The following is a 25,553-nucleotide window of genomic DNA, read 5'->3' on the forward strand; positions in this document are numbered from 1 at the left end:
ACAAAGAAAACCTTGCTGGGGTGAGATCCCGAGCGCGCGGCGTACAGAGGCCGAACGCGAAGGATCGTCCGTCGCGGGCACCGCAGTGAAGGCACCTTCTTAACGACTGTCCCGAAAGGACTACCGCCGTTATGGCCAAGATCATTGCATTTGATGAAGAGGCACGCCGCGGTCTCGAGCGGGGTCTGAACATCCTCGCCGACGCCGTCAAGGTCACCCTCGGCCCGCGTGGACGCAACGTCGTCCTCGAAAAGAAGTGGGGCGCCCCCACGATCACCAACGATGGTGTTTCCATCGCCAAGGAGATCGAGCTGGACGATCCCTACGAGAAGATCGGCGCCGAGCTGGTCAAGGAAGTTGCCAAGAAGACTGACGACGTCGCTGGCGACGGCACCACCACCGCCACCGTCCTGGCCCAGGCCCTCGTCAAGGAAGGCCTGCGCAACGTAGCTGCCGGCGCCGACCCGCTGTCCCTCAAGCGCGGCATCGAGAAGGCTGTTGAAGCCGTCATCCGCGAACTGCTGGCCTCGGCCAAGGAGATCGAGACCAAGGAAGAGATCGCAGCCACGGCTTCCATCTCTGCCGGCGACACCGAAATCGGTAACCTCATTGCTGAAGCCCTGGACAAGGTCGGCAAGGAAGGCGTCATCACGGTCGAGGAGTCCAACACCTTCGGCCTGGAGCTTGAACTCACCGAGGGCATGCGCTTCGACAAGGGTTACATCTCCGCTTACTTCGTCACCGACGCAGAGCGCCAGGAAACGGTCCTCGAAGACCCGTACATCCTGATCGTCAACTCCAAGATCTCCAACGTGAAGGAACTCGTTGCGGTCCTGGAGAAGGTCATGCAGTCCAACAAGCCGCTGCTGATCATCGCCGAAGACATCGAGGGCGAGGCCCTGGCCACCCTGATCGTCAACAAGATCCGTGGCACCTTCAAGTCCGTTGCCGTCAAGGCTCCGGGCTTCGGTGACCGCCGTAAGGCACAGCTCGCCGACATCGCGATCCTCACCGGCGGCCAGGTCATCTCTTCGGAGGTCGGCCTCAGCCTCGAGAACGCAACCCTCGAACTGCTCGGCAACGCCCGCAAGGTTGTTGTCACCAAGGACGAGACCACCATCGTCGAAGGTGCCGGCGACGCCGACGCCATCGCCGGCCGCGTGGCACAGATCCGTGCCGAGATCGAGAACTCCGATTCCGACTACGACCGTGAGAAGCTGCAGGAGCGCCTGGCCAAGCTGGCCGGCGGCGTTGCAGTCATCAAGGCCGGTGCCGCAACCGAGGTAGAGCTCAAGGAGCGCAAGCACCGCATTGAGGACGCAGTCCGCAACGCGAAGGCTGCCGTTGAAGAAGGCATCGTCGCCGGTGGTGGCGTTGCCCTCATCCAGGCCGGTGCCAAGGCATTCGCCAACCTGCAGCTCGAAGGCGACGAAGCAACGGGCGCCAACATCGTCCGCGTTGCCATCGACGCTCCGCTCAAGCAGATCGCCCACAACGCCGGCCTCGAGCCGGGCGTTGTCATCGACAAGGTCCGCGGCCTGCCGTCGGGCCACGGCCTGAACGCCGCAACCGGCGTTTACGAGGACCTGCTGGCTGCCGGCGTCAACGACCCCGTAAAGGTCACCCGCTCGGCTCTCCAGAACGCAGCCTCCATCGCTGGTCTGTTCCTGACCACCGAGGCCGTTGTTGCCGACAAGCCGGAGAAGAACGCTCCGGCCATGGGTGGCGGCGACGACATGGGCGGCATGGGCGGCTTCTAAGCCCCCGCTGTAGCTCACCAGCCACACGCACGACGACGGTTCCCGCCTCAGGTGGGGGCCGTCGTCGCCGTTTAACCACCACGCCCGCTCACGCATGTCGGGTTTTGGCGGAACGCCCCCTCACCTTTGCGGTCCGGGAGTGTCGGGGTGGTCTGGCAGGATGGAAAGCATGACGATTATTGCTGCCGCCGACGGTTCTGCCCTCGGCAATCCCGGGCCTGCCGGTTGGGCCTGGTACGTGAACGACTCTTGCTGGAGGGCCGGGGGGTGGCCGCACGGAACCAACAACCAGGGCGAGCTCATGGCGGTGCTGGACCTCTTCCGGTCAACGGCACACGTTCCCGACGAAGAGCTGAAGATTCTGTGCGACAGCCAGTACGTCATCAATTGCATCACCAAGTGGATGCCAGGGTGGAAGCGCAAGGGCTGGCGCAAAGCGGACGGGAAGCCCGTCTTGAACGTCGATCTCCTCAAGGACATCGACCAAGCCATTGTCGGCCGCAAGTACACGTTCGAGTGGGTCAAGGGCCACGCAGGCCACGACCTCAACGAGGCTGCCGACGATCGCGCCCGCGCGGTGGCCACCGCATACCAGCAAGGTATAGCCGCTCCCGGCGGACCCGGTTATCCCGGAGCCGAAGCTGCAGGGTCTTTGGCCCGCACATCATCAGCGGGCACGCCACCAGCTCGTATGCAGTCAGCCCGCACGATGCCTGTGGAGGCGCCGTCGCTTTTCGACGACGATCATGACGACGCCGATGCGCCGGATGAAGACCTGACGTTGTTCGGCGGCCAAGACCTTTCGGACGGGTCGCCTTTGCTCAACGCGACGGTGGCGTTCGCGGAGCAGGAGGCGTTCATCGAGCCCACCCTCTTCGCCGGTGACGACGAACAAGCGGTCCTTGGCCAGGACGGCGGGCGCTCAGACGAGGAAACGGTCATTCTTCTTGAGAAGGAGCTCCTGAGGCCCGACGTCAGGGGAGACCTTGGACGTACGGGGATACTGCTCCACCCCGACTTTACCGAGATTGGCAGCTCCGGACTTGTCTGGTCCCGGGACGAACTCATGATGGCGTTGGAGGGAAATCCGGGCGAAACCGCTGAGATCGAGGTCATTTCCGCGGAGCGCCTCTCCAGCAACACCATGCTGCTCAACTACAGAAGTTACGGACGAACCGGCTCGGCCTTGCGGAGTTCCATCTGGTTGCTCGACGACGGCCGCTGGCGGTTGCGCTTCCACCAGTCGACGCCGGAGAAGTAAGGGCGCAAATGCAGGCTGCACCCCGGCGGGAAGGCGGAATGGCCGCCCGCCGGGACCCGCAGCCTCAGCGCTCAGTAGCTGAACCGCTGGGTGTTGCCTTGTTCGGTCTGGAGATAGCTTGCCGCGGCGGAAGACAGTGCCAGGTTGATGGATGCCAGCGAAGCCTCCACTTTGTTCTGGGTCAACGTCCACTCGGAGACGAGGGCCTGGAAATTGTTGGCCGCTGATCCCTTCCACGTGGCTTGGAGCTCGTCCAGCCCACGTTTCATCGCTTGGACGTCGGCACCGACGCGATCCACGGTGGCCTTGACGTTGGCGGATTTGAGCTGGAGCAGTTCGGTATCGACGGAGATAACGCTCATGGGGCGTCGCCTTTCAACTAACGGGGTCCGCAGGTGCGGCTGGCGTGTGGTCCACACAACGAGCCTAGAAGCGGTCCCATAGCCCGGACAGAGCCGTATCTCCCTATGTGGACAACTCGCTGGGCCAACCCGCCCGGGCCTTAGTCCGAGATCTCCGCCTCCGCGATGCCCGCGTCTTCAGGCATCTCCGAGATGTCGTCCTGGAAGGGGAGGCTGACAACCAAGGTGGCCCCGCCGCCGTCGGTCTCGTCGACCCTGACGGTACCGCCGTGGGATCCCACAATGGCAGAGACAATCGCGAGACCGAGGCCGCTGCCGCCGGTCTCCCGCGTGCGCGAAGTGTCAGCCCTGTAGAAGCGTTCGAAAATCCGGGGCAATTCCTCGGCCGGAATGCCGCTGCCGTGGTCCCGTACCTCGAGAACGGAGAGTGGACCGCTCGGACTGTTGCGGACACCGACGGCGAGCTCGATCGGCGTTCCTTCGGGCGTATAGCGCAGGGCATTGCCCACCAGGTTTCCCAGGACTTGCCGAAGCTTGGCCTCGTCACCCTGGACCGGGGCAGGCGCGGCCGGGCCGCCGTCGAGCCCCGTCAGCGTAATCTTCCGCTTGCCGGACGTTGCAAGGGAGTCCACGACGGCGTCGTTCGCGAGGAGCTGCAAGTCCACCGGCTTGAGCTGCAAGGGCCTTTGTTCGTCCAGCCGGGCAAGCAACAGGAGGTCTTCCACCATGGATCCCATGCGCTTGGCTTCGCTCTCGATCCTGCCCATGGCGGTGCCCACGTCTTCCGGTGTGGAAAGGGCGCCGTGGCGGTAAAGCTCGGAGAAACCGCGGATGGTGACCAAGGGGGTGCGCAACTCGTGGGAAGCATCAGCGGCGAATCGCCGCATCCTGGCCTCGGAGGCGGCACGCGCCGCGAAGGACGACTCGATATGCGCGAGCATGGCATTGAGGGAGGCACCCAGGCGGCCGACCTCGGTGACCGGATTCTCGATGTCCACGCGGCGCGAGAGATCGCCGGCGGCAATGGCGGCAGCAGTCTTTTCAACGCGCGAGAGGGGGCGGAACGAACGCGCAACGGTCCACGTGGCGATGAAGAACGCGAGCACCAGGGTCAACAGTCCGACGCCGACCACCACCAGGGTGGCGTGTTCCATGACTTTGTCCACGGGAGACAGGGGCAGCCCGATGATCACCACTGCGTTTTGCCCGGTACGGTTGTCCACGACGTTGACCGCCACCACGCGCCAATTGGCGCCGGTAGTGCCACCAACCTGGAAGGGCGCGTAGTTGCGATCCTTGGCTTCAACCGGGCTGATGCTGGCGATGTTCGGACGATCGGTCTTGCTGCCGCCGAACGGATACGGTGGCTGGCCCTGGACGTAGAGCGTCAGGGAATAGTCGGTGGGAACGGCAGGGCTCGCCTCGGACAGGTTGGCAAAGGACTGCTGCTGCTGGGCGGTCTGCACGGCAGCCTTGAGCTTGTCATCCACCTGCCCTTGGAGGTAGCTCTTGACGAGCGTCAGCGTCCCCGCGCCTGTGGCGGCCAGGGCAAGGAGCAGCAGCCCCATGATGATGGCGACCAGCTGCGACCTGAGGGAGGCCGACTTCCAACGGTTGAACAAGGTCAGCGCTTCTCGGCCGTCCGCAGTACGTAACCGACGCCGCGCTTGGTCTGGATCAGGGCAGTGGCATCCGGGTCGATGTCCACCTTGCGCCGGAGGTAGGAAATGTAGGACTCCACGATCGAGGCGTCGCCGTTGAAGTCGTACTCCCAGACGTGGTCCAGGATCTGCGCCTTGGAAAGCACCCGGTTCGGGTTCAGCATGAGGTAGCGCAGCAGCTTGAACTCGGTAGGCGAGAGCTCGATGATGGTACCGCCGCGGCGAACCTCGTGCGCGTCGTCGTCGAGCTCCAAGTCATCAACGCGGATGACGGCGTCGTCGTCTTCCATCGGCTGCGTGCGGCGGAGCACGGCGCGGATCCGGGCCACCACTTCATCCAGGCTGAAAGGCTTGGTGACGTAGTCGTCGCCGCCCACGGTCAGGCCGGTGACCTTGTCTTCCGTGTCGTCCTTGGCAGTCAGGAACAGGACAGGGAAGTGCTTTCCGGCGGCCCGAAGGCGGCGGGTGACAGTGAACCCGTCCATGTCGGGGAGCATGACGTCCAGGACCGCGAGGTCCGGGGCGTGAAGATCGGCGGCAGCGAGTGCCTCGCGGCCGTTCGACGCCGCAACGACCTCAAAGCCAGCAAAGCGCAGCGAGGTGGAGAGCAGCTCACGGATGTTGGGTTCGTCGTCGACGACGAGCAGCTTGGCTTCGGGGCCGTTCTTTTTCATACCATTCATGATGCTCCCAGTTTCTGGGAGTTGACTGGATGCTTGTTGTGAGAATTATCCGCGTGTCGAGGCTGCATCCCCGGCTAACTTCCGAAGGCAAGCCCGACGCCGAGACCCACCATCGTGACGGCAATCCCGCCGTCGAGAATCCGCCAGGACGCCGGGCGCGCAAAGAAGCCGCCAGGACGCCGGGCGCGCAAAGAAGCCGCGCAACATTTTCGCGCCGAACCCGAGCGAACAAAACCACAGAATGCTGCCCAGCATGGCTCCGGCGCCGAACCACCACCGCAGGCCGGGCCCTTGGGCATTCGCCACCGATCCCAGGAGCAATACAGTGTCCAGGTAGACGTGGGGATTAAGCCATGTGAGTGCCAGGACGGTTGCCAGCGCTGCAGCCAGTCCGCTTCGGCCGGCGCCCGAAGGCCCGGGGTCCGCGGAGACGAGCGCTTGCGGCTTGAGGATCCGCCGTGCCGCCATCACGCCGTACGTGACCAGGAACGCCGCGCCGACATAGCGGAGAACGACGACGGCGGCAGGTGCCGCGGTGAGCAGGGCGCCCGTGCCGAATACCCCGGCCGCGATGAGCACGGCATCGGAGATGGCGCACACGGCAACGATCGCTCCGATATGTTCGCCGCGGATTCCTTGCCGGAGGACGAAGGCATTTTGGGCGCCAATGGCAACAATGAGGGCCAGGCCGGTGCCAAGGCCCAGGCCGGCAGCGTGGAAGACGTCGGGGGAGTTCATGTTTCGAGGCTAAGTTTCGCCGTCAACATTAGTCCAGCTAAATATTCTTAGGCATCGTAAGATCATCTTATGGCCAGATTCTCCTCTGAACAGTTGCACACCTTCGCCGCCGTGCTCACGGAAGGCACGCTTGACGCCGCCGCCCGCTCGCTGAACATCACGCCGTCGGCGGTCTCCCAGCGCCTCAAAGCGCTGGAACAATCATCCGGAAGGGTATTGCTTCAGCGCAGCAATCCGGTCCAGGCCACGGAATCGGGGCACGTCGTGCTCAGGCTGGCGCGGCAACTCGCCCAATTGGAGGCCGACGCCGAACTTGAACTGGGGTTGCCCGGCGAATCGCCCATGGTGTCGGTGCCGATCGTGGTCAACGCGGATTCCCTGTCTGTCTGGTTCCTCAAAGCCCTGACGAAAGTTCCTGCGGAATTGAATGCGGTCTTCGACCTTCACCGGGATGACGAACAGCATTCCACGTCCATGCTGCGTGCAGGAACGGTGATGGCAGCCGTGACCGCGACGCCCGAACCGGTGCAGGGCTGCCGCGTGGAGCCGCTGGGGAGCATGCGGTACCGCGCCGTCACCACCCCGGAGTTCAAGGCGAGGTGGCTTCCCGACGGCGTCGATGCCGCCTCGCTGCGCGCAGCTCCCGCCGTGGACTTCGACCGCAAGGATGAATACCAGCACCGCTTCCTGGAACTCCTTGGCGGTGCGGGGCGTGGAATGGAACCGGCCGGGCCGCGCCACTATGTTCCATCCAGCCAGGAGTTTGCCGAAGCCATTCGCCTGGGTCTCGGATGGGGATTGCTGCCTGAACCGCAATGCGGCCGGGACATAGCCGATGGATCCTTGGTGGAACTCGCGCCCGGGCGGCCGTTGGACGTTCCCTTGTACTGGCAACGGTGGCGGACACCCTCGCGGATACTGGACGCCGTGACAGAGGCGGTCCGCAGCACCGCCGCGGAAGTGCTGCGGGCGCCCTGACAAAACGGCCAAAAGCCAACACGCCGCGGGCACAGTCTTCAATTGTCGGACCCCCGTTTCACACTGGAGCCATGGAAAACAAACAAGAATCACGCGGTGAAACCCACAACGTCGAATTCCATGTCAGCTACCTGGACACGCTCTCCGGACGCGTTGAGCACGAAGCGTTCAGCGACCGCCCGGCCGCTGAACGCTTCGCCGCTGCCCAGCTCAAGGACGAGGACTCGTGGGCTGTCGTCGACGCCGTCGTGCTGCGAGCAACGCAAGGCCAGGAGCGCGCGCAACAACTGGTTGCCTAGCTTGGGTTGGCCAAGCCCCTAGGCGGCGGGTACGTCCTTGGCGTCCATGATCCGGTAGGCGTAGCCCTGTTCGGCGAGGAAGCGCTGGCGTTTGGCGGCAAAGTCCTGGTCGAGGGTGTCCCGGGCCACCAAGGAGTAGAAACGTGCCGCACGGCCGTCCTGCTTGGGACGAAGCAAGCGCCCCAGCCGCTGGGCCTCTTCCTGGCGGGAACCGAAAGACCCAGATACCTGGATCGCGACGGATGCCTCGGGCAGATCGATCGAGAAGTTGGCCACTTTGGACACCACGAGGGTCTTGATGTCACCGGCGCGGAAGGCATCGAACAGTTTCTGCCGCACCTTCACCGTGGTATCGCCCTTGATCACGGGGGCGTCCAAACGCTCGCCGATCTCATCCAACTGGTCGATGTACTGGCCGATCACCAGCAGTTGCTCGCCTTGGTGCAAGGCCACCAGCTGCTCCACCAAGTGCGTCTTGGTCTCCGACGTCGCGCAGAGCCGGTACTTGTCCGCGTCCTCCGCCATCGCGTAGGCCACGCGCTCGTCCCGGGGCAGGTCCACCCGGACCTCCACGCAGTCCGCCGGCGCAATGTAGCCCTGGGCTTCGATGTCCTTCCACGGGGCGTCGTAGCGCTTGGGGCCGATCAGGCTGAAGACCTCGCCCTCGCGGCCGTCCTCGCGCACAAGCGTCGCCGTGAGTCCAAGCCGCCGCCGGGCCTGCAGGTCCGCGGTCATCCGGAAGATCGGAGCAGGGAGGAGATGGACCTCGTCGTAGATGATGAGTCCCCAGTCGTGCCCGTCCACGAGTTCCAGGTGCGGGTAGAGGCCGCCGCGCTTGGTCGTCAGGACCTGGTAGGTGGCGATCGTGACGGGCCGGACTTCCTTGACCGCGCCCGAATACTCGCCGATTTCCTCCTCCGTCAGCGACGTCCGCCTGAGGAGCTCGTCCTTCCATTGCCGGGCCGCGACCGTGTTGGTCACCAGGATCAGCGTGGTGGTGGAGCTGGTAGCCATGGCTGCGGCCCCCACCAAGGTCTTGCCTGCACCGCAGGGCAGCACGACGACGCCGCTGCCGCCCGCCCAGAAGTTCTCCGTGGCCAGCTTCTGGTACGGCCGCAGGTGCCAGCCGTCCTCGTTGAGGGCGATGAGGTGCGGAGTGCCATCCACGTAGCCGGCGAGGTCCTCGGCCGGCCATCCGAGCTTGAGCAGCAATTGCTTGAGCTGTCCCCGCTGGGAGGAATGCACCACCACGGTTTCGCCGTCGATCCTCGGCCCCAGCAACGGTGCGATCTTCTTGGCCCGGATGACTTCCTCGAGCACGGGGTAGTCGGTGGTGCGCATGACCAATCCGTGCTGGGGATCCTTTTCCAGGCGCAAGCGGCCGTAACGCGACATCGTCTCTTCGATGTCGATCAGCAAGGAGTGCGGCACCGGGAACCGGGAGTAGCGCAGGAGCGTGTCGAGGACTTTTTCGGCGTCCAGTCCTGCCGCGCGCGCATTCCATAGGCCCAATGGGGTGAGCCGGTAGCTGTGGACGTGTTCGGGGGCCCGCTCCAGTTCGGCGAACGCCGCAATCGCATGGCGGGCCTCGGTGGCGAGCTCGTGGTCGACTTCCAGCAGGATGGTTTTGTCGCTCTGTACGATCAGCGGACCGTCGCTCACTATTGCTTCCTCACTTGCGCGGATCGCCCGCGGGCTCCACATCGATGATGCGATGGATGGACAAGACTCTTTCGGTGTCCCTGGCCGCGTCGAACACCCTGACGCGCCCTCCCGACACCGATACGGGAACAACTGTTTCTGTATTGGAATTCCCCGAGCCGTCAACCACGTTCATGGTGACCGCTTGCTTCAGCCGGATGGCCCTCTGCAGGGTTTCGAGTCCGAGTTGCGTTGCCGCCTCGCCGGTCGCGTCGCCGTGGACAGAATGATGTTGCCTCAGTACCGAAAGCTGGGCGTCGACGTCGTCGTCCGGCGGTGCGGTGCGGGGCGCGGTGTACACGGGGCGGGCCCCGCCGGCCAGCGCCGTCGTCCTCCTGTAGCGCACGACGGCGGTCTCCGCCTCCTGCACGGCGGGCGAGAGTCCCAGCTCGCGCAGCACCCTCGCGACCTCCCGCGGGCTCGCCGTGGAGGTCAGCACCGTGGGGGCGATCCGGACAAGTCCGAGGCTTGAGGCTCCCGGCTCGTGAACGAGTTCGGCGATGGCTGCCTCGTCGTCGCTCTGGATGAAACTGGGGCTGCTGGCGACACGCAGGCGGCCGTGCCGCGAGGCGATGTCCTTGATCAAGTACCGGAGCGGCTGGGGGACATCGGTGGCCGAGTGGGTGCGCAGGAACCCGAGGATGGTTTCGGCGTCCTGGCCGGCGTCCAACGCGCGCCGGATCGAATCTCCGGAGAATCGGAAGATCGTCGCCGGGCCCTGGCCTTCGGCGTCGGCGATCAGAAGCAGTTTTTCGCTCAGCTCGGGGGCCAGGTACCCGGGGGCGACGGCGGTCAGGTCTGCTTGCAGGAGGACATGGTTCACCGCGGCGGGGAGGTGTTCGCCGAGGATGCTGAGGGCCAGTTCGGGCTGTTCGGTGGCGATCGCCGAACCAAGCTGGGTGAGGGCGCCGGAACCCATGAGCCCCAGGAGTTCGGCTTCGTGCAGGATGCCGCGGACAAGGGAACTGAACCGCCGCGACATCCGAGGCTGGGCCCATTCGGCGCGTTCCATGACGGCTTCGGCGTTGAGCACAGGAGCCTTGCCGTCCGGTGCTTCCACCTCGAGGGTGAGTTCTTCGAGGATCTCCAGGATCCGTTTGCGGACCAGCGGGGCGTCAGGGCGCTGGGCCTCGGCGGACAGGGCATTGATGGAGGTTGCCGCGGAGCCCGTTCGCGGTGCCGTGGTGCCGGGCCCCGGAAGGGTCTGGCCCACGAGGGAAGGAGCGCGCTCGCTGGCAAGCCAGGCGTTGACCAGCCACAGCCACTGTTCCTGGCGCGGGAGCGTGAGCCATTCCAGCGATGGCGGTTGCACCCACGTGGAACTGTCCACATCGAGGCGCAGTAATCCGGACAAGGCACCGAGCTCGAGGATGAGTGCGGTCTCGGATAAACCGAGGCGGAGGCTGTCGGCGAGGCGTTTGAGCTCGCGCACGCCCACACCGCCGCTGCGCAGGGTGACCACCGGCTGCTCGCGGACCGCGTACAGGAGTTCACCCACCAGCCGGAGCACTTCGGCGATGGCACCCATGGCGGCATTGCGGCGCAGGGCGGCACTCGTCTGGCCCAGCTCCGGCACGGGAGGCTTCAAGGTGAAGTGGTCCACGATCGCGCCGCCGCGCAGGGACAGGCCGACGCTGTGCGGAAGCTCAACGTGGCCCGCGTCGAGGGGAACAAGCAGTCCACGGGCCAGGAGCCAGTCCACGGGGCCGACGTCGCGGCCTTCATGGAGCACGGAGGCCTTGCGCTGGGCCTGCGGAACGGCGCCCATGGCCCAACTGCCGAACTTGTTCAAAAGGGGACGTGTCCGGACAGGTGCCTCGGACAGGATGTGCTGAAGGTTCTCCGGGGTCGATGTCCAATGTTGCAGTGCCAAAGCCGCGTCCATGGGCGTCGTGGCGGCCAGGATATGGGCGCCGCTCTGGTGGAGCTCGGCAACGAGGTGCACCACCCGCTGCGCGAAGGCAGGCTGCAGTCGGACCAACTCGGTGTAGCTGCGGCCCAAGCCCGCCGGGTAGATGCCGATGACGTCCTTGAGGCTGCCCACCGGCAAGTAGAAACGCTGCCTGCCTGGATTGTGCACCGTGGCCGGCGGATCGGCCCGGTGGATGAGGGCCAGCTCCTGGAGCTTGCTCAGGATCGGTTCGAGCGCGGCAAGCGTCGCTCCGTTGATGCACCTCTTCAATCCGGCCGCCGATGCGCTGTGGCCGGTGTCCGTGTTGGTGCATAGGTGGAGCGTCTCCAGCACCTGCATCTCCGGTTTGTTCAGCCGTTCCAGGGCGCGCTGCACGCTGACCCGGGCACTTGCCCTCGCTGCGAGGGCGGCGAAATCCGGTGCGATGGGGGAGATCAGGTCCGGCCGCGCGGCAAACAAGGCCCGCAGCGAATCGTCGCTGCGCGCTTCCAGTTCCTTGCTGAGCGCGCGAATAAGGGACATCAGTTCAACGTTACCGCCAGGCGGGCCCGCCGTCGGGCTTTCCGGCCGCTCATTGACGGCGCCGTGCCCACACGGAGTCAACCACCAGTGCGGCCATCAGAATGAAGGCGAGCGGCAGCCCGTACAGGGCGGTGGACGTGACCCACACCGGGGCCACGCCGTTGCCATAAGCGATCACCATGACGGCGGCGACGGCCGCCAGGGACAGGACTGCGACGACGGCGGCAACGATCGTGAGCGGCCGGCGGAAGTCGTGGGGAATCATGCATGCAACGCTAACAGTCCGGGGCCGCATCACCGGTTCCGGCCCGGGTGCAGTCCGGTCGCGGACAAATGGCGGCGGCACCGGCCTGCTGGAGCCTCAAAGCGCGATTCCGCGGCCGGGCAGGATAACCTTGAAGCAATAGACCAACACGGTCCAGGCAGTTACCCCTATTCCCGCAGCATCCTGCGGATGCGGTGGCGCGCCGGCTGTGTCTCGCAAGTCAGAACGAAGAAGGTTGATTACGTGCCCACCGGCAAGGTCAAGTGGTATGACAAGGACAAAGGCTTCGGATTCCTCGCGGCAGAGGACGGCCAGGAAGTGTTTCTGCCCAAATCAGCGCTGCCCGAAGGCGTAGCGGATCTCAAAGCGGGCACCCGGGTTGAGTTCGGCGTCGCCGATGGTCGCCGGGGCGCGCAAGCCCTTGGCCTCCGCGTGCTGGACAAGTTGCCATCCATCGCCAAGGCCAAGCGCATGAACGCCCGCGAGCTTGCTCCGGTAGTCCAGGATCTCGTTTCCGTCCTGGACAACCTCTCCGGCACGTTGTCCGCCGGCAAGTACCCTGAAGGCGCCAAGGGCAAGGCCATTGCCGCAGCCCTGCGCAAGGTCGCCGACGAGCTGGAAGCCTAAAGCTGCCATGACATCGGAATCCGCTGAAGCCAGTCCTGAAGAGAACGGCACTGGCGCCGCTGCTGGAACGGCTGGAACGCCTGGTTCCGGTGCTGAGCGGAAGCCGGCAACGGCGAAACCCCGCACCGGCATCCCCGTGTGGCGCGTCGGCAAGCCGGACGCTTTCCTGGCCGCCGCCGTCGATGTTGCCCGCAACGCGGTGGAGACCATAGCCCGGCCGGGTGAAATCGGCCCGCACATTGCAGCGCGCTCCGAAGGCGAACGCGTGGTCACCCACCTGTTCGAATCGCGGCTGGCAGGCTATGGCGGTTGGCAGTGGTACGCGGTGGTGACCCGCAACTCGCGCTCCAAGGTTGTCACCGTCAGCGAGCTTGGACTGTTGCCGTCGGAGGACTCCATCCTCGCGCCGGAATGGGTGCCGTGGGCAAAACGCGTCCGTCCGGAGGACGAGGCTACCGCGGCCGAAGAACTCGCGGAAGAGGCCGTCGTCGCCGTTGACGTGGACGACGACGGCGAGCCCTCCGGTTCGCAGGCCGCCGCTTCCGGTGACGCACCAGAGAACGACGACGTCGACGACATCGAGGCTGACTAACCTTTGGCGGACCCGGCGAGTGAATTCCTTGAAGGTGGAAACTGATGTCCACTTTCAAATCGCTGGGTGTCCCTAACTACCGCATCTGGTTCATCGGTGCCCTCATTTCCAACGTCGGCACGTGGATGCAGCGGACTGCCCAGGATTGGTTGGTCTTCGCCCATCTGAGCAATCACGACGCCGGCGCCATGGGCGTGACCTTGGCCCTCCAACTCGGCCCGCAGCTTTTCCTTGCTCCGTGGGCCGGACTGCTTGCCGACCGCTACAGCCGGCGCAGGCTCCTTGTCATGACGCAATCGGCGATGGCAGTCCTGAGCACTGGCTTGGGACTGCTGGTGCTGAGCGGTGCGGCGCAGTTGTGGCATGTCTATGTGTTCGCGCTGGTGCTGGGCGTCGTCTCGGCACTTGACGCACCGGTCCGCCAGACGTTCGTCTCGGAACTGGTCAAGGACGACTATCTTGCCAATGCCGTTGCATTGAACAGCGCATCCTTCAACGTTGCGCGCATGATCGGTCCCGCCGTGGCCGGCGTCCTGACAGTGGCCGTGGGCCCGGGCTGGGTGTTCATGATCAACACCGTGACCTTCCTCGCAATGCTTGGCGCGATCCGGGCCATTCCCCTAGCCTCCCTGCGCGTCCAGCCCCGGGCAGCCGCAGGCAAAGGCCGCATCCGGGAGGGGCTTCGCTACGTCCGCAATCGACCGGACATTGTGGTTGTCCTCGTCGCGATTTTCATCATGGGCACATTCGGCTTGAACTTCGTCCTCTTCATTGCGGCCATGGTCGGCACGGAATTCGGCATGGACGCGGGCGCCTTCGGGCTCCTCAACTCGGTCATGGCGATCGGCTCCGTCGCAGGGGCGCTCCTTGCCGCCCGGCGCGGCCGGCCACGGATGCGCCTCATCTTCGCGGCGGCGGGCGGGTTCGGCCTCGCGAGCGGACTGGCGGCGCTGGCACCGAATTACACCATGTTTGCCTTGGCGCTGATTCCCTGCGGCTTGTTTGCCCTGACCATGATCACCAGCGCCAACGGCTACGTGCAATCCACCACTGAACCTGTCATGCGCGGCCGGGTCATGGCGCTCTACATGGCCATCTTCATGGGTGGAACGCCCATCGGTGCACCGTTCGTCGGCTGGGTATCCAACGTCGCCGGACCCCGATGGGCTGTGGGTGTGGCCGCCGCCGCGGGCGCCGGCACCGCCGTCGTCGGCATCGTGTGGATCATTCGCGCGCGCCAGCTGCGGCTCCGTTTCGATCGAACCGCCCGAGGGCTGCGGTTCTTCCGCATTGAGTCCTTGGGCGCGGGCGATGCTCTTAATAAGGACAGCGCCGTTAAAGAGGCCAGCGCCGCCCGGGATCCGCACCCGGACGACGCCGACAAGCCCTGACCGCAGGAACGCGGCCGGCGCTTACTTCTTCAGTTCGCCCACCACATAGTCGATGCTGGCGAGCAACGCAGAGACGTCGTCCGGCTCGATGGCAACGAAGGTAGCGATGCGCAGCTGGTTGCGGCCCAGCTTGCGGTACGGCTCCGTGTCCACGATCCCGTTGGCGCGCAGCACCTTGGCGATGGCCGCGGCATCGATCGAATCATCGAAATCGATCGTGGCGATGACGTTGGAGCGATCCTCTGCCTTCGCGACGAACGGGGTGGCGTACTCGGAAGCCTCTGCCCACGTGTAGATGCGGTTTGCGGAGTCCGCGGTGCGTCCCGAAGCGAAGTCCAGGCCACCATTCTTGTTGAGCCACTGCACCTGGGCATCCAAGGTCACCAAGGTGGACAAGGACGGCGTGTTGTAGGTCTGGTTGAGCTTCGAGTTGTCGATGGCCGTCTGAAGGTCCAGGAAATCGGGGATCCACCGGCCGCTTGCCTTGATGCGGGCGGCGCGCTCCAGGGCTGCGGGGGAGAAGAGGCCCAGCCACAGGCCGCCGTCGGAGGCGAAGTTCTTTTGCGGAGCGAAGTAGTAGACGTCGGCCTCGGCAACATCGACATCCAGGCCGCCGGCCGCGGACGTCGCATCCACCAGGACCAGGGCGCCGTCGTCGCTGCCCTCAACGCGCTTGACCGGAGCGGCCACACCCGTCGAGGTTTCGTTCTGCGGCCATGCGTACACGTCCACGCCCGCTTCGGCCTCGGAAACCGGCCGGGTGCCCGGCTCGGACGTGATGATGGACGAGGCTTCCAGGAAGGGTGCCTTGTTGGTGGCCGCAGCGAACTTGGAGCCGAACTCACCGAAGGAGAGGTGCTGGGCTTTCTTCTCGACCAGGCCGAAGCCGGCGACATCCCAGAACGCGGTGGAGCCGCCGACGCCGAGAATCACCTCGTAGCCCTCGGGCGCACGGAAGAACTGGCTCAGTCCCTCGCGGACGGAGCCCACCAGGTTCTTGACCGGTGCCTGGCGGTGGGAGGTGCCGAGGATCGTGGTCGAGGCGGCGGACAGGGCCTCGATCTGCTCCGGGCGGACCTTGGAGGGCCCGGCGCCGAAGCGGCCGTCCTTGGGCAGCAAATCGGCGGGGATAGTGATGCTGTTGTCGCTCACGGGATGCTCCAATGGTGAAGTAGCGGCCTAGATGGGTCGTGGCAGGTGGCAAGCTGCCTCCTTCGACTTCCCAATTCTGCCCGACGCCGCAGGCGGGGGCAGAACCGGAGGTGTCATAGTCCGCCACGTGGAAAGCATTTGTTTGGTCGGCTCCGGATGGGACGGCGGAAGAGCGCTGGACCGGCGTCGTAATTATCCGGAGTAATTCCAAATAAGCTAAGCTTGGAGCTGGCGAAAACACGCAAGATACTGCGCTCGAGGAGCTGAGCTGGATGACGGATCTGATCGATACCACTGAGATGTATCTTCGGACCATTTTGGAGCTTGAAGAAGAGAACATCGTGGCTCTTCGCGCACGCATCGCCGAACGCTTGCGGCACTCCGGCCCAACTGTTTCCCAGACGATCGGTCGGATGGAACGCGACGGCCTGGTGATTGTGTCCAACGACCGGCACCTTGAGCTGACCGAAACGGGCCGGAAACGCGCCACGGAAGTCATGCGCAAGCACCGGCTCGCGGAACGGCTCCTCGCCGATGTCATCGGGCTTGACTGGGCCTACGTCCACGATGAAGCGTGCCGCTGGGAGCACGTCATGAGCGAGCGCGTGGAGCGGCGGCTCTACGAGCTCCTGGACCACCCCACGGAATCGCCCTACGGCAACCCCATTCCGGGACTCGAAGCATTGGGCGGAGCCGCGTCCCACGCGTTTACGGACGGCGTGGTCAACCTCCTTGACGCGATGAACGAATACTCACCTGAAAACCGGGTCACCGTCAGCCGATTGGCCGAACCGATCCAGGTGGAACCGGAACTCCTGGTGCAGCTGGACGAGGGCGGAATCCGTCCCGGTGCCAGGGTTTCCCTGGAACGGGTGGGGGAGTACATCTCAGTCCGCGTGCCCAATATCGACGGCGCCCTGGAGCTGCCGCCGGAGGTTGCCTCGCACGTGTTTGTCACGGTCGCCTAGCCTCTCCGGCAAGGCGAGCGGCAAAGATAACGAAATTATTACCGCGGGGGCTTAATCCCCTATAGTTGGGTACTGGCGCCGATACCAAAGCGTTACCTGATCCGAAGCCGAGTTCTGCCAGTGGATCAGGTGGATTAGTCCATTCACTGGCAGAAGCGGGGGAACCACCATCGGCCGTCGAAAGACGGCCTTGGGGTGAAGTCCGCAGCAGAAGCACACATTGCGCAGGGTCCTCCTCGGAGTAGCCCTGCGCTTCGCGTCCTTCGTGCGGACCGGGTCCACGATCTCTCTGGCCCGAATCCGACAGCTAACTTCGCAGGCTTGCCAGAGAGGAAAACCTTGACCACGCAGAACACCAGGGGCCGCAGGCGCGCGTCCGGTCCTGCTGCTGAGCTGCGGAGCGCAAGCGCCGTCGAGCACCAGCGGCCCCGCGATCCCCATCGCGAACTCCGCCGCCGCAAGGGACCTTTGCGGCAGATGGCCGAGTTCGCCGCAGCGAGCGGAGCGGGGCAGAAGGCCGGCGTGGCCCTTGCGGCTACCGGCCTCATCCTCACGATCGCCATGCCGGGCGCCGGCGCCATGACGGCCACCCCTGAGTTGAACCAGACGGCCCTGGCAGTGGGAACCCAGCCTGAAATCCCGGCCGCGGCAAGCGCCACGATCGATTTCAGCCGCGCTGCGGTTTCCACCACGGCAGATCCGGACAGCAGGCTCAAACAGCTCCTGAGCGCGCAGTCCGTCGGCACCATCACGACGTCGTCCTCCAAGGGCACACTCGGGGCGCCGCTGGATACCCTGATCACGGCCTCGCCGTTCGGTTACCGCGTGAACCCCATCACGGGCGGCCTAGGCGAATTCCACCGGGGCCAGGACTTCGTGGCCCAGTGCGGCACCCAGGTCCATGCCGCTGCGGCGGGCAAGGTGACCTTCGCCGGCTGGCATCCGTATGGCGGCGGGAACCGCATTGTGGTGGACCACGGCAACGGCCTGGAAACCACGTACAACCATTTGTCTTCGTTCAACGTCCACGTGGGCCAGACTGTCAGCCGCGGCGACGTCATCGCGTTGAGCGGCACTACCGGCGCCTCCACCGGCTGCCACCTCCATTTTGAAGTCATGGTCAACGGCGACGTCGTCGACCCCCTGGGCTGGCTGTAGCCAATCCGATGGAAGCCTCTCGCATGCTTGTCACGCTCCGTGACCTGAATGTGACATTCAGCCAAAACTCATGTACCGTCTAAGACGCATCAACTTTTAGAGAGTTGATGCACTCGAGTGGATTGCCTAGCTCTGCCACTGCTCGAGGTTCCGTTCGCAAAACATCGTCTGGCAGAGGCGGGGGACCCACTTTTGGTCATCTTCACGGATGGCCTTGGGGTTAAGTCGCACAACTTCCGAGAGGGAGAAGTGTGGCCGGATGACTCCCATCCGAATCCGACAGCTTACCTCGCGGGCATAGGGAGAGGCCTCTTAACGTGTCTTCACGCTCTACTGTCGCGCGCCACCGTGCCGCGGTCACCAAGACCAACTCGCTTGCCGTTATCGCTAAGACTGTCGGCAGCAACGCCGGTGGCGTAGGCCGTCAGGCAGCGGTTATCGCAGCTGCTTCCGGTCTGGTGCTTACTAGCGGTATCGCAGCCAACGCTGCAGAAACCAACGTCCCCCGCGAGTCCACTTCGACTTCCGCCCTGGAAGTCCAGTCCGTCGCCCAAGCCAGCATTTCGGCCGACTCCTCCGTCGCCATCAAGTACGAGCGCCCGACGGTTTCCACCGAGGCTGCTCCGGTTGTTGCTGCTCCGGTCGCTACCCAGGAAGCTGCTCCTGCTCCGCAGGCTGCAACGGGTGCCGCTACCGGCGTCTCGACGCTTTCCGTGACTGCTGCTGTTTCTCCCGCAACGAAGGTTGCCAGCGGCCAGGGCGCGGCAATTGCTGCCGCAGCTTACGCACAGCTTGGCGTTGCCCAGGACTGCACGGCCCTGGCTTCGAACTCCTTGGCTGCCGTTGGCATCCACTTCCACGGTTGGCCGGCAGACTACCTCTCCCTCGGCCGCACGGTCAGCGCTGCTGAAGCGCAGCCGGGTGACCTCGTCTACTACCAGAACGGTGGCATGGGCATGGCCCACATCGCCGTTTACGTCGGCAACGGCATGGCAGTCCACGGCGGCTGGAACGGTGGCACCACCGCCCTGTACAGCGTCAACGTCGGTTCCGGCCCGGTCTTCATCCGCGTCGGTGGCTAATTAGCTCCGGCTACATAGTTTTCACTGGAACATCCCCGTCGGTCCGCCGGCGGGGATGTTCCGTTTTAACCAGCATGCGCAAACGTGTCCGGCACATGAACTTTGACCGACACCGTCCTGGAACTCACGCTAGGATTCGTTGATCTGGCCTCCGGGTGTTTACTCTTAGGTTGTCGATCCACAGCCCGTACATGCAGAGGGCAGCCGGCCCTCGCGCCCCTGACGGGTGCGGCCGTGAAGAGGTACGTGCATGCGCACACTCGTTCTGAATGCTGGATATGAACCGCTGGCGGTAGTAACCTTCCGCCGGGCGCTGGTCCTTGTGCTCACCGGGAAAGCGAGCGTAGTGGCCGAAGGCGACGAGCCTGTCGTCGGGCCACAGGAGATTCTCGGACGTCCGTCCGTGATTCTGCTCAATCGCTACATCCGGCCAAGGTACAACACCATCACGGCGGTTACACGCCGCGGCGTCCTGCGCCGCGACGGCCACCGTTGCGCCTATTGCGGGAAAGCAGCCCACACCATTGACCACGTCCACCCCAAATCCAGGGGCGGCGCGGATTCCTGGGAAAACCTGGTGGCAGCGTGCCTTCGCTGCAACAACGCCAAGAGTGACCACACTCCAGCCGAGATGGGCTGGAAACTGAGGTTCACTCCCGCGGCGCCCACCGGGACTATCTGGCAGATCAAGGAGCTTGAGAAACCTGCGCCCGCATGGGATCCCTTCCTCCTCCCTGAATCGGCGGCCTGAACCGGAATTGAGCCGCTTCCCGGGTAATCTGGGCGGGTGGACTTTGATGCGGTGGTATTGGCGGGTGGCAAGTCCTCCCGCCTCGGCGGCGTGCCCAAAGCCCATCTGAGGTACGACGGCGCAACGCTCCTTCAGCGTGCCCTGGCGGCCACGCGCGGAGCCCGGAGAGTCGTCGTCGTCGGGCCGGATCCCGGCACATTGCCGGACGGCACGTTGACCGCACGGGAGGACCCGCCCTTCGCCGGACCGGCAGCCGCGATCGCCGCCGGGCTCCTCGCCCTGGAGGGGCAAGACAGCGAAGGGCAGGATTCCGAAGCGCGGCACGGCCAGAGTCCCTCCCCAGGCCATGCAGCCTGGGTGCTCGTCATGGCCTGCGACATGCCCCTGGCCGCCGCCGCTGTTCCTGTCCTGCTCCAGGAAGTTTCCGCCCATGCGGAATCGGAAGGAGCCCTGTCCATATCCTCCGATGGACGGAAGCAGCCCCTGCTCGGGATCTACCGGGTATCTGCCTTGCAACGGGAAGTGCAGGCTGTATCGGAAGAGGAGGGCCTGGCCAACGCAGCGGTCTTCCGGCTGCTTGCTAGGCTTGATCTGCTGGCCGTGCCCGTCCCCGAAGGGTCCACCGACGACGTGGATACCTGGGACGATGCCGCGGCGCTCGGAGTGGACGGCGACCTGCCGTGACAACAGCTGTACAGGACTGTGGAGGCGGATCGTGAAGAGCCAGGAAGAAACGCTCGAGGAATGGTGCAGGAGCCTGCTGCAAGCATATGAGCTCGAAAACGTCGAGATCGACATCAACGAGATCCTGTCCCTGGCAGGGGTTGCAGCCCATTCAGTGGTCCGGCCGGCGGCTCCTTTGACCACCTTCATCGCGGGCTTCGCAGCCGGACTCGCAGCGGGGTCCGGGCAGGCTAGCGAATCCGCGTCGATGGATGCCGCGATGGGCCTGGCCCGCACGCTCGCGAAGGACTATACGAACCCCGGAACCGACGCCGGATGACGGAAGCCCCCGAAGAAGGCGCCGAGCCGCTCGGCGCCGTGACCGAACCGGCCCCGGACGTTGAGCAGGTCCAGCACGCCGACCACTTGTGGGCCGAGGCGCGGCAACTAGCCTTCGACAGTGCCACGCCCATTCCCGCCGCTCCCGTCGCCCTGAAGGACGCCATCGGCAGGACCCTGGCCGCCGATGTGCACGCCCTGCAGGACCTGCCTCACTATGCGTCCTCGGCGATGGATGGTTGGGCGGTCAACGGCAGCGGCCCCTGGATCCTCGCGGAACCCGGCCATCGGCTGGCCCCGCACCAAGCGAGCCCGATCGTCACCGGTGGCTTGATCCCGCCGGGGGCCAAGGCAGTGCTCCGCAGCGAGAGCGGGGTCCTGACCACCGATGAAGACGGCCTGCCGCTGCTCGCGCTCGGCGGAAAAGCGAAACCGGGCGAACCGCGCAACGGCCAACACATCCGAAACGCCGGAGAAGAAGCCGCGGCGGGCGAGCTGCTGATCACATCGGGCGTTGTCTTGAACCCTGCCCACCTCGCCCTGGCCGCACTGGCCGGGCGCGACGAGCTGGACGTCCTCGGCAAGCCCCTCGTGAAAATGCTCCTGACCGGCTCCGAAGTGGTGACCGCGGGTGTCCCGGTCCCCGGCCGGGTGAGGGATACCTTCGGTCCCCAGCTTGGCGCCGTCGTCGAGCTCCTTGGCGGGATCCGCGGCGAGCAAATCAAGGTGGGCGACTCCTATGAAGAGTGGCTCGCGGGCCTTGAAGAAGGCGAGCTGTCGCCCGACGCGCCTCCCGCCGACGTCGTCATCACCACCGGTGGGACTGGCCGTTCGGGGACGGACCACTTCCGGCGGGCCATTGCGGAGCTCGGCGGCCGTTTGCTGATTGATGGAATTGCGATGCGTCCGGGACATCCCGGCGTGCTGGCCGAACTGCCGGACGGTCGCTTTGTGCTGGGTCTCCCCGGGAATCCGCTCGCGGCCATGATGGTCCTCTTCACGATCGGTGCACCGCTCCTCGCGGGGCTGGGGCACAGGGCGCTGCCGGAGGTCGGCGAGGTTCCTTGCGGTGCCATGCTCGACGCCGACCCGGGGCGCACGCGCTTGCTTCCCTTCAGGTTCGTGTACGGCTTGGCCTCGCCGGCCCAGCATGCGGGCCCCGGGATGATGCGCGGCCTCGCCAGCGCCGACGGAGTCATGGTGGTGCCACCGCACGGCGTGCAACTGGGAGAGGCGGTGCCCGCTTTTCCGTTGCCGTGGGGGCCGCCCCTTCCCCGGCCAAAGCCCACGGAGGACAAGGCCAAGAAGTCTCCCTCCCGGTCTGCCCGCAAGGTGCCGTCCGGGCCGGTCGACTGGAGCGCCCTGACGGGCTGAGAGATTCCGACGCCGAATGGACGCGGGTGGATTAGAGAGTCATGCCTTGCAATGATGGGGACATGAACAGGCATGCTCCCGAGCAGGACATCAACGAAGATGACCTCCAGATCCACCCACCCAAGCGCTCCGCCGCGGGCGTCAAGGCAGTCACCGTTGCATTGGAACGCGGTTGGGCCCAAGCGGGCGTCAGCCGGACCGTCAAGTCAATGCTCCGCGTCAACCAACGGGACGGCTTTGACTGTCCCGGCTGCGCCTGGCCGGAGTCCATCACCGGCAAACGCAGCCCCGCCGAGTTCTGTGAAAACGGGGCCAAGGCAATCGCCGAGGAGAGCACCACGCGCGTGGTCGACGCGGAATTCTGGGCCCGGCACTCCCTGGCCGAGCTTGAGGACAAGACCGAATACTGGCTCGGCAGCCAAGGCCGCATTGCCGAGCCAGTGGTGATCCGCCCCGGCGACACACACTATTCGCCGATCAGCTGGACGGATGCTTTCGCCCTGATCGGCGAGCACGTGAATGCCACGACGCCGGAGCGCTGCGTTTTTTACACCTCGGGGCGGACGGCCAACGAGACCGCGTTCATGTACCAGCTGTTCGCACGCAGCCTGGGCACCAACAACCTGCCCGACTGCTCGAACATGTGCCACGAGTCTTCCGGGAGCGCCCTCAACCCGACCATCGGCATCGGCAAGGGCACGGTCTCCCTGGAAGACATCCACGAAGCCCAACTGGTGCTCGTTGTGGGCCAGAACCCGGGCACCAACCATCCGCGCATGCTCTCCGCCTTGCGTGATTGCAAGAACAACGGCGGCAAGGTTGTCGCCGTCAATCCATTGCCGGAAGCCGGGCTCCTCAATTTCAAGGATCCCCAGTCGCTCAACGGCGTCGTGGGAGGCGGCACGGACATCGCCGATGAATTCCTGCAGATCAAGGTCGGTGGCGACCTTGCCTTGTTCCAGGCGCTGGGCCATCTCCTGCTCGAGGAGGAGAAGCGGCAGCCGGGAACAGTGGTGGACCGCGCCTTCGTCGAGGCCCAGACCGACGGCTTCGAGGCCTACGCCGAAGCCCGGGCTGCGCTGGACTGGGTCGAGACCGAACGCGCCACGGGCCTGAGCCGCATCGAAATCACCAAGGTGGCCGGCATGCTGGCCGCCTCAAAAGGCACCATCATTTGCTGGGCGCTGGGCCTGACCCAGCAGCCCCACTCGGTGGACACCTTGCGGGAAATCATCAACCTGCTGCTCCTGCAGGGAAACTTCGGCAAGCGGGGTGCCGGAGCCTGCCCCGTCCGCGGCCACTCCAACGTGCAGGGCGACCGCACCATGGGCATCTGGGAGAAGCCTTCCGAGCGCTTCCTGGCAGCCTTGGACAAAGAGTTTGGATTCACCATGCCGCGGGCGCACGGATACGACTCCGTGGAAACCCAACACGCCCTGGAGAAGGGTGATGTGGACGTGTTCGTTTCCATGGGCGGCAACTTCGCCGCGGCGGGCTCGGACACCGTCGCGCTGGAAGAAGGGCTCAAAAGGGCCGGGCTGACGGTGCACATCTCCACCAAACCCAACCGTGCCCACGTGGTGCACGGCAAGACCTCCCTGATCCTGCCTACCCTGGGCCGAACGGACACGGACGACAAACACCCGGGCGGGCGGCAGATCCTCTCCGTGGAAGACTCCATGTCCGTCATCCATTCCACCCAGGGCCGGTTGACCCCGGTCTCGGAGCACCTGCTCAGCGAACCCGTCATCGTCGCACGCATGGCCCAGGCAGTGCTCGGGGATGGACACCCTGTGGATTGGCGTGCCATGGCCGAGGACTACGACGTCATCCGGGACCACATCTCCAGGGTGATCCCCGGCTTCGAGGACTTCAACGCAAGGGTGCGGACCAAGAACGGTTTCGTGCTGCCCAATCCGCCACGCGACACCCGCACGTTCGCCACGGACATCGGCAAGGCACGCTTCACCGTGAGTCCGCTGGAGTACCTGGAAGCCCCGGCCGGCCACCTGATCCTGCAGACAGTCCGCAGCCACGACCAGTACAACACCACGTTCTACGGGCTCGACGACCGCTACCGGGGAATTTCCGAAGGCCGCCGGGTCATCCTTGTCCACGAGGAGGATCTCAGCGAGCTCGGCTTCGTGGACAGGGACATGGTGGACGTCATCTCCACTTTCGGCGGAACGGAACGCCGGGCGGACAAATTCCGGCTGGTTGCCTACCCCACTGCCAAGGGTTGCGCGGCGGCGTACTTCCCGGAGGCCAACGCCCTGGTCCACCGGGAGCTCGTTGCCCGTGAATCCAACACGCCGGGCTACAAGGCCATGACAGTGCGGTTCGTCAAGCATGGGGATGCCGCCGGAAACCGGGATTCTGCCGGGACGGTGGGTATCTGAGATGGGACGGGTAACCCAGCGCCGCAAGGTGCACAAATATGTCCTGGATGGCTCCGCCCAGGCGCTGGAGCACCCGGTCCGGTACCGCGAGGACTTCCTGGCTGTCGAGGAACCGCTCGAGGTGCGCCTGGGGCACCTGTCCTTCTCGGTGACCATGCGGACCCCTGGCGACGACTTTGACCTCGTGGCGGGCTTCCTGGTCTCCGAGGGCGTCATCTGGGACCCGGCCCAGCTCATTTCCCTGCGTTTCTGCGCCGGCGAGGACGAGAACGGCGTGCAGACCTTCAACGTCGTGGAGGCGCAGTTGCGTCCCGACGTCGTCCTTCCGGAGACCGGCCGCAACGTCTACACCTCCAGCTCGTGCGGGATCTGCGGCACCGACTCCATCGAGGCAGTGCGCAAATCCTCACACTTCAGCCCCGCCGGCGACTCCCTGAGCATTCCGGTCGAGGTTCTGGCGTCGCTGCCTGACCGTCTCCGCGAAGCACAAGCGGTCTTCGACAAGACCGGGGGAGTGCATGCCGCCGGACTCTTCCGGATCCACGACGACGGTGCCGCCGAGCTGCTGTGCCTGCGGGAAGACGTGGGCAGGCACAATGCGGTGGACAAGGTGGTGGGCTGGGCACTCCGCGAAGGACTGTTGCCCTTGAGCGGCACCGTCCTGCAAGTCTCCGGGCGGGCATCCTTCGAACTGGTCCAGAAGGCGGCGCTCGCAGGGATTCCGGTTCTGGCCGCCGTCAGCGCACCCTCCAGCCTCGCGGTGGAGCTCGCGCAGGAGACCGGCCTGACCCTGGTGGGATTCAGCCGGGGGACCAGCCTGAACGTCTATGCAGGCAGTGACCGGGTGGGTGTTCCGGCCGCATCTTCGGATGTGCGGGGTTGACCGCCAATCACTTGGCTATTGTTCCGGAACAA

General features: G+C 65.2%; 23 protein-coding genes, 1 pseudogene and 2 riboswitches. Of the genes and pseudogenes, 16 read left to right on the top strand and 8 right to left on the bottom strand.

Annotation, left to right across the window (positions count from 1 at the left end):
- Window positions 1–131 precede the first annotated feature (131 nt).
- On the top strand, window positions 132–1,760 hold the full coding sequence (gene groL / locus KNN17_RS07440) for a chaperonin GroEL (protein WP_078106281.1): 1,629 nt from the start codon (window positions 132–134) through the stop codon (window positions 1,758–1,760).
- A 169-nt stretch (window positions 1,761–1,929) separates the two neighbouring features.
- Complete coding sequence (locus KNN17_RS07445) at window positions 1,930–3,021, top strand: ribonuclease HI family protein (protein WP_241708151.1); 1,092 nt, start codon at window positions 1,930–1,932, stop codon at window positions 3,019–3,021.
- A 71-nt stretch (window positions 3,022–3,092) separates the two neighbouring features.
- Here the strand turns inward: KNN17_RS07445 and KNN17_RS07450 are convergent, their stop codons facing one another.
- The 4 genes and pseudogenes from KNN17_RS07450 to KNN17_RS07465 all read right to left on the bottom strand — a co-directional run bounded on the left by KNN17_RS07450 (window position 3,093) and on the right by KNN17_RS07465 (window position 6,465).
- Window positions 3,093–3,383 (bottom strand): WXG100 family type VII secretion target, encoded by a 291-nt coding sequence (locus KNN17_RS07450; RefSeq protein WP_241708152.1) that lies wholly within the window; start codon window positions 3,381–3,383, stop codon window positions 3,093–3,095.
- Between the two features lie 140 nt (window positions 3,384–3,523).
- Window positions 3,524–5,005 (bottom strand): sensor histidine kinase, encoded by a 1,482-nt coding sequence (locus tag KNN17_RS07455; protein WP_241708153.1) that lies wholly within the window; start codon window positions 5,003–5,005, stop codon window positions 3,524–3,526.
- 2 nt (window positions 5,006–5,007) lie between these two features.
- On the bottom strand, window positions 5,008–5,718 hold the full coding sequence (locus KNN17_RS07460) for a response regulator transcription factor (protein ID WP_059388206.1): 711 nt from the start codon (window positions 5,716–5,718) through the stop codon (window positions 5,008–5,010).
- Window positions 5,719–5,801: 83 nt separating this feature from the next.
- Window positions 5,802–6,465, bottom strand: a pseudogene (locus KNN17_RS07465) (LysE/ArgO family amino acid transporter).
- 69 nt (window positions 6,466–6,534) lie between these two features.
- On the opposite strand from KNN17_RS07465, the gene KNN17_RS07470 reads away from it, so the two are divergent.
- Both KNN17_RS07470 and KNN17_RS07475 read left to right on the top strand, forming a co-directional pair.
- A complete protein-coding gene (locus tag KNN17_RS07470) occupies window positions 6,535–7,443 on the top strand; it encodes a LysR family transcriptional regulator ArgP (RefSeq protein WP_241708154.1) in 909 nt (302 codons plus the stop codon).
- Window positions 7,444–7,514: 71 nt separating this feature from the next.
- Window positions 7,515–7,742, top strand: coding sequence for a hypothetical protein (locus KNN17_RS07475; protein ID WP_078106277.1), 228 nt, complete (start codon window positions 7,515–7,517; stop codon window positions 7,740–7,742).
- An 18-nt stretch (window positions 7,743–7,760) separates the two neighbouring features.
- On the opposite strand, the gene KNN17_RS07480 is transcribed toward KNN17_RS07475, so the two are convergent.
- Genes KNN17_RS07480 through KNN17_RS07490 form a run of 3 tightly spaced genes read right to left on the bottom strand, consistent with a single transcriptional unit; the run spans window position 7,761 to window position 12,142 of the window.
- Window positions 7,761–9,404 carry a DNA repair helicase XPB gene (locus KNN17_RS07480; RefSeq protein WP_241708155.1) on the bottom strand — a complete coding sequence of 548 codons (1,644 nt, stop codon included), beginning with the start codon at window positions 9,402–9,404 and terminating at the stop codon, window positions 7,761–7,763.
- A gap of 10 nt (window positions 9,405–9,414) precedes the next feature.
- Complete coding sequence (locus KNN17_RS07485; RefSeq protein WP_241708156.1) at window positions 9,415–11,877, bottom strand: helicase-associated domain-containing protein; 2,463 nt, start codon at window positions 11,875–11,877, stop codon at window positions 9,415–9,417.
- 49 nt (window positions 11,878–11,926) lie between these two features.
- Window positions 11,927–12,142, bottom strand: coding sequence for a hypothetical protein (locus tag KNN17_RS07490; RefSeq protein WP_241708157.1), 216 nt, complete (start codon window positions 12,140–12,142; stop codon window positions 11,927–11,929).
- 243 nt (window positions 12,143–12,385) lie between these two features.
- Between KNN17_RS07490 and KNN17_RS07495 the strand changes: the two genes are divergently transcribed.
- From KNN17_RS07495 to KNN17_RS07505, 3 genes are read left to right on the top strand one after another with little or no spacing between them, the layout of a single operon-like run.
- Window positions 12,386–12,769 carry a cold-shock protein gene (locus tag KNN17_RS07495; protein WP_078106274.1) on the top strand — a complete coding sequence of 128 codons (384 nt, stop codon included), beginning with the start codon at window positions 12,386–12,388 and terminating at the stop codon, window positions 12,767–12,769.
- 7 nt (window positions 12,770–12,776) lie between these two features.
- Window positions 12,777–13,361 carry a DUF3027 domain-containing protein gene (locus KNN17_RS07500; RefSeq protein WP_241708158.1) on the top strand — a complete coding sequence of 195 codons (585 nt, stop codon included), beginning with the start codon at window positions 12,777–12,779 and terminating at the stop codon, window positions 13,359–13,361.
- A gap of 44 nt (window positions 13,362–13,405) precedes the next feature.
- Window positions 13,406–14,752: an MFS transporter gene (locus KNN17_RS07505; protein WP_241708159.1), complete on the top strand. Its 1,347-nt coding sequence runs from the start codon at window positions 13,406–13,408 to the stop codon at window positions 14,750–14,752.
- A gap of 21 nt (window positions 14,753–14,773) precedes the next feature.
- Here KNN17_RS07505 and serC read toward each other — a convergent pair whose 3' ends face one another.
- Window positions 14,774–15,904, bottom strand: coding sequence for a phosphoserine transaminase (serC, locus tag KNN17_RS07510; RefSeq protein ID WP_241708160.1), 1,131 nt, complete (start codon window positions 15,902–15,904; stop codon window positions 14,774–14,776).
- 272 nt (window positions 15,905–16,176) lie between these two features.
- Here serC and KNN17_RS07515 point away from each other — a divergent pair, with 272 nt between their 5' ends.
- The 9 genes from KNN17_RS07515 to fdhD all read left to right on the top strand — a co-directional run bounded on the left by KNN17_RS07515 (window position 16,177) and on the right by fdhD (window position 25,521).
- Window positions 16,177–16,872: a metal-dependent transcriptional regulator gene (locus KNN17_RS07515; RefSeq protein ID WP_078106270.1), complete on the top strand. Its 696-nt coding sequence runs from the start codon at window positions 16,177–16,179 to the stop codon at window positions 16,870–16,872.
- Between the two features lie 126 nt (window positions 16,873–16,998).
- A riboswitch (cyclic di-AMP (ydaO/yuaA leader) is annotated at window positions 16,999–17,209 on the top strand.
- 2 nt (window positions 17,210–17,211) lie between these two features.
- The gene (locus KNN17_RS07520; RefSeq protein ID WP_241708161.1) at window positions 17,212–18,030 is read left to right on the top strand and encodes a M23 family metallopeptidase; all 819 of its coding nucleotides are present in this window, start codon (window positions 17,212–17,214) and stop codon (window positions 18,028–18,030) included.
- A 145-nt stretch (window positions 18,031–18,175) separates the two neighbouring features.
- Window positions 18,176–18,342: riboswitch (cyclic di-AMP (ydaO/yuaA leader) on the top strand.
- A 5-nt stretch (window positions 18,343–18,347) separates the two neighbouring features.
- Window positions 18,348–19,112, top strand: a complete 765-nt coding sequence (locus KNN17_RS07525; protein ID WP_241708162.1) for an NlpC/P60 family protein — start codon at window positions 18,348–18,350, stop codon at window positions 19,110–19,112.
- A gap of 250 nt (window positions 19,113–19,362) precedes the next feature.
- Complete coding sequence (locus tag KNN17_RS07530; RefSeq protein ID WP_028266173.1) at window positions 19,363–19,863, top strand: HNH endonuclease; 501 nt, start codon at window positions 19,363–19,365, stop codon at window positions 19,861–19,863.
- 36 nt (window positions 19,864–19,899) lie between these two features.
- Entirely contained in the window at window positions 19,900–20,547 is a 648-nt protein-coding gene (gene mobA, locus KNN17_RS07535; RefSeq protein WP_241708163.1) for a molybdenum cofactor guanylyltransferase, read from the top strand.
- Window positions 20,548–20,578: 31 nt separating this feature from the next.
- Window positions 20,579–20,866, top strand: coding sequence for a DUF6457 domain-containing protein (locus tag KNN17_RS07540; protein WP_171983416.1), 288 nt, complete (start codon window positions 20,579–20,581; stop codon window positions 20,864–20,866).
- The gene (locus tag KNN17_RS07545) at window positions 20,863–22,239 is read left to right on the top strand and encodes a molybdopterin molybdotransferase MoeA (RefSeq protein ID WP_241708164.1); all 1,377 of its coding nucleotides are present in this window, start codon (window positions 20,863–20,865) and stop codon (window positions 22,237–22,239) included. The genes KNN17_RS07540 and KNN17_RS07545 overlap by 4 nt, the downstream gene beginning before the upstream one ends.
- Window positions 22,240–22,301: 62 nt before the next feature.
- Complete coding sequence (locus KNN17_RS07550; protein ID WP_241708165.1) at window positions 22,302–24,638, top strand: FdhF/YdeP family oxidoreductase; 2,337 nt, start codon at window positions 22,302–22,304, stop codon at window positions 24,636–24,638.
- 1 nt (window position 24,639) lies between these two features.
- Window positions 24,640–25,521 carry a formate dehydrogenase accessory sulfurtransferase FdhD gene (gene fdhD / locus KNN17_RS07555; RefSeq protein ID WP_241708166.1) on the top strand — a complete coding sequence of 294 codons (882 nt, stop codon included), beginning with the start codon at window positions 24,640–24,642 and terminating at the stop codon, window positions 25,519–25,521.
- Window positions 25,522–25,553 lie beyond the last annotated feature (32 nt).

The organism is Arthrobacter bambusae (assembly GCF_022606295.1).
Classification (GTDB): Bacteria; Actinomycetota; Actinomycetes; order Actinomycetales; family Micrococcaceae; genus Arthrobacter; species Arthrobacter bambusae_A.

What these genes read in the sequence shown, in the direction of transcription:
- KNN17_RS07490 (WP_241708157.1), bottom strand. Translation starts at nt 12,142, where the DNA reads ATGATTCCCCACGACTTCCGCCGGCCGCTCACGATCGTTGCCGCCGTC.
- KNN17_RS07450 (WP_241708152.1), bottom strand. Translation starts at nt 3,383, where the DNA reads ATGAGCGTTATCTCCGTCGATACCGAACTGCTCCAGCTCAAATCCGCC.
- KNN17_RS07475 (WP_078106277.1), top strand. Translation starts at nt 7,515, where the DNA reads ATGGAAAACAAACAAGAATCACGCGGTGAAACCCACAACGTCGAATTC.
- KNN17_RS07500 (WP_241708158.1), top strand. Translation starts at nt 12,777, where the DNA reads ATGACATCGGAATCCGCTGAAGCCAGTCCTGAAGAGAACGGCACTGGC.
- KNN17_RS07515 (WP_078106270.1), top strand. Translation starts at nt 16,177, where the DNA reads ATGACGGATCTGATCGATACCACTGAGATGTATCTTCGGACCATTTTG.
- fdhD (WP_241708166.1), top strand. Translation starts at nt 24,640, where the DNA reads ATGGGACGGGTAACCCAGCGCCGCAAGGTGCACAAATATGTCCTGGAT.
- KNN17_RS07530 (WP_028266173.1), top strand. Translation starts at nt 19,363, where the DNA reads ATGCGCACACTCGTTCTGAATGCTGGATATGAACCGCTGGCGGTAGTA.
- KNN17_RS07545 (WP_241708164.1), top strand. Translation starts at nt 20,863, where the DNA reads ATGACGGAAGCCCCCGAAGAAGGCGCCGAGCCGCTCGGCGCCGTGACC.
- KNN17_RS07505 (WP_241708159.1), top strand. Translation starts at nt 13,406, where the DNA reads ATGTCCACTTTCAAATCGCTGGGTGTCCCTAACTACCGCATCTGGTTC.
- KNN17_RS07460 (WP_059388206.1), bottom strand. Translation starts at nt 5,718, where the DNA reads ATGAAAAAGAACGGCCCCGAAGCCAAGCTGCTCGTCGTCGACGACGAA.
- KNN17_RS07445 (WP_241708151.1), top strand. Translation starts at nt 1,930, where the DNA reads ATGACGATTATTGCTGCCGCCGACGGTTCTGCCCTCGGCAATCCCGGG.
- KNN17_RS07470 (WP_241708154.1), top strand. Translation starts at nt 6,535, where the DNA reads ATGGCCAGATTCTCCTCTGAACAGTTGCACACCTTCGCCGCCGTGCTC.
- groL (WP_078106281.1), top strand. Translation starts at nt 132, where the DNA reads ATGGCCAAGATCATTGCATTTGATGAAGAGGCACGCCGCGGTCTCGAG.
- KNN17_RS07550 (WP_241708165.1), top strand. Translation starts at nt 22,302, where the DNA reads ATGAACAGGCATGCTCCCGAGCAGGACATCAACGAAGATGACCTCCAG.
- KNN17_RS07485 (WP_241708156.1), bottom strand. Translation starts at nt 11,877, where the DNA reads ATGTCCCTTATTCGCGCGCTCAGCAAGGAACTGGAAGCGCGCAGCGAC.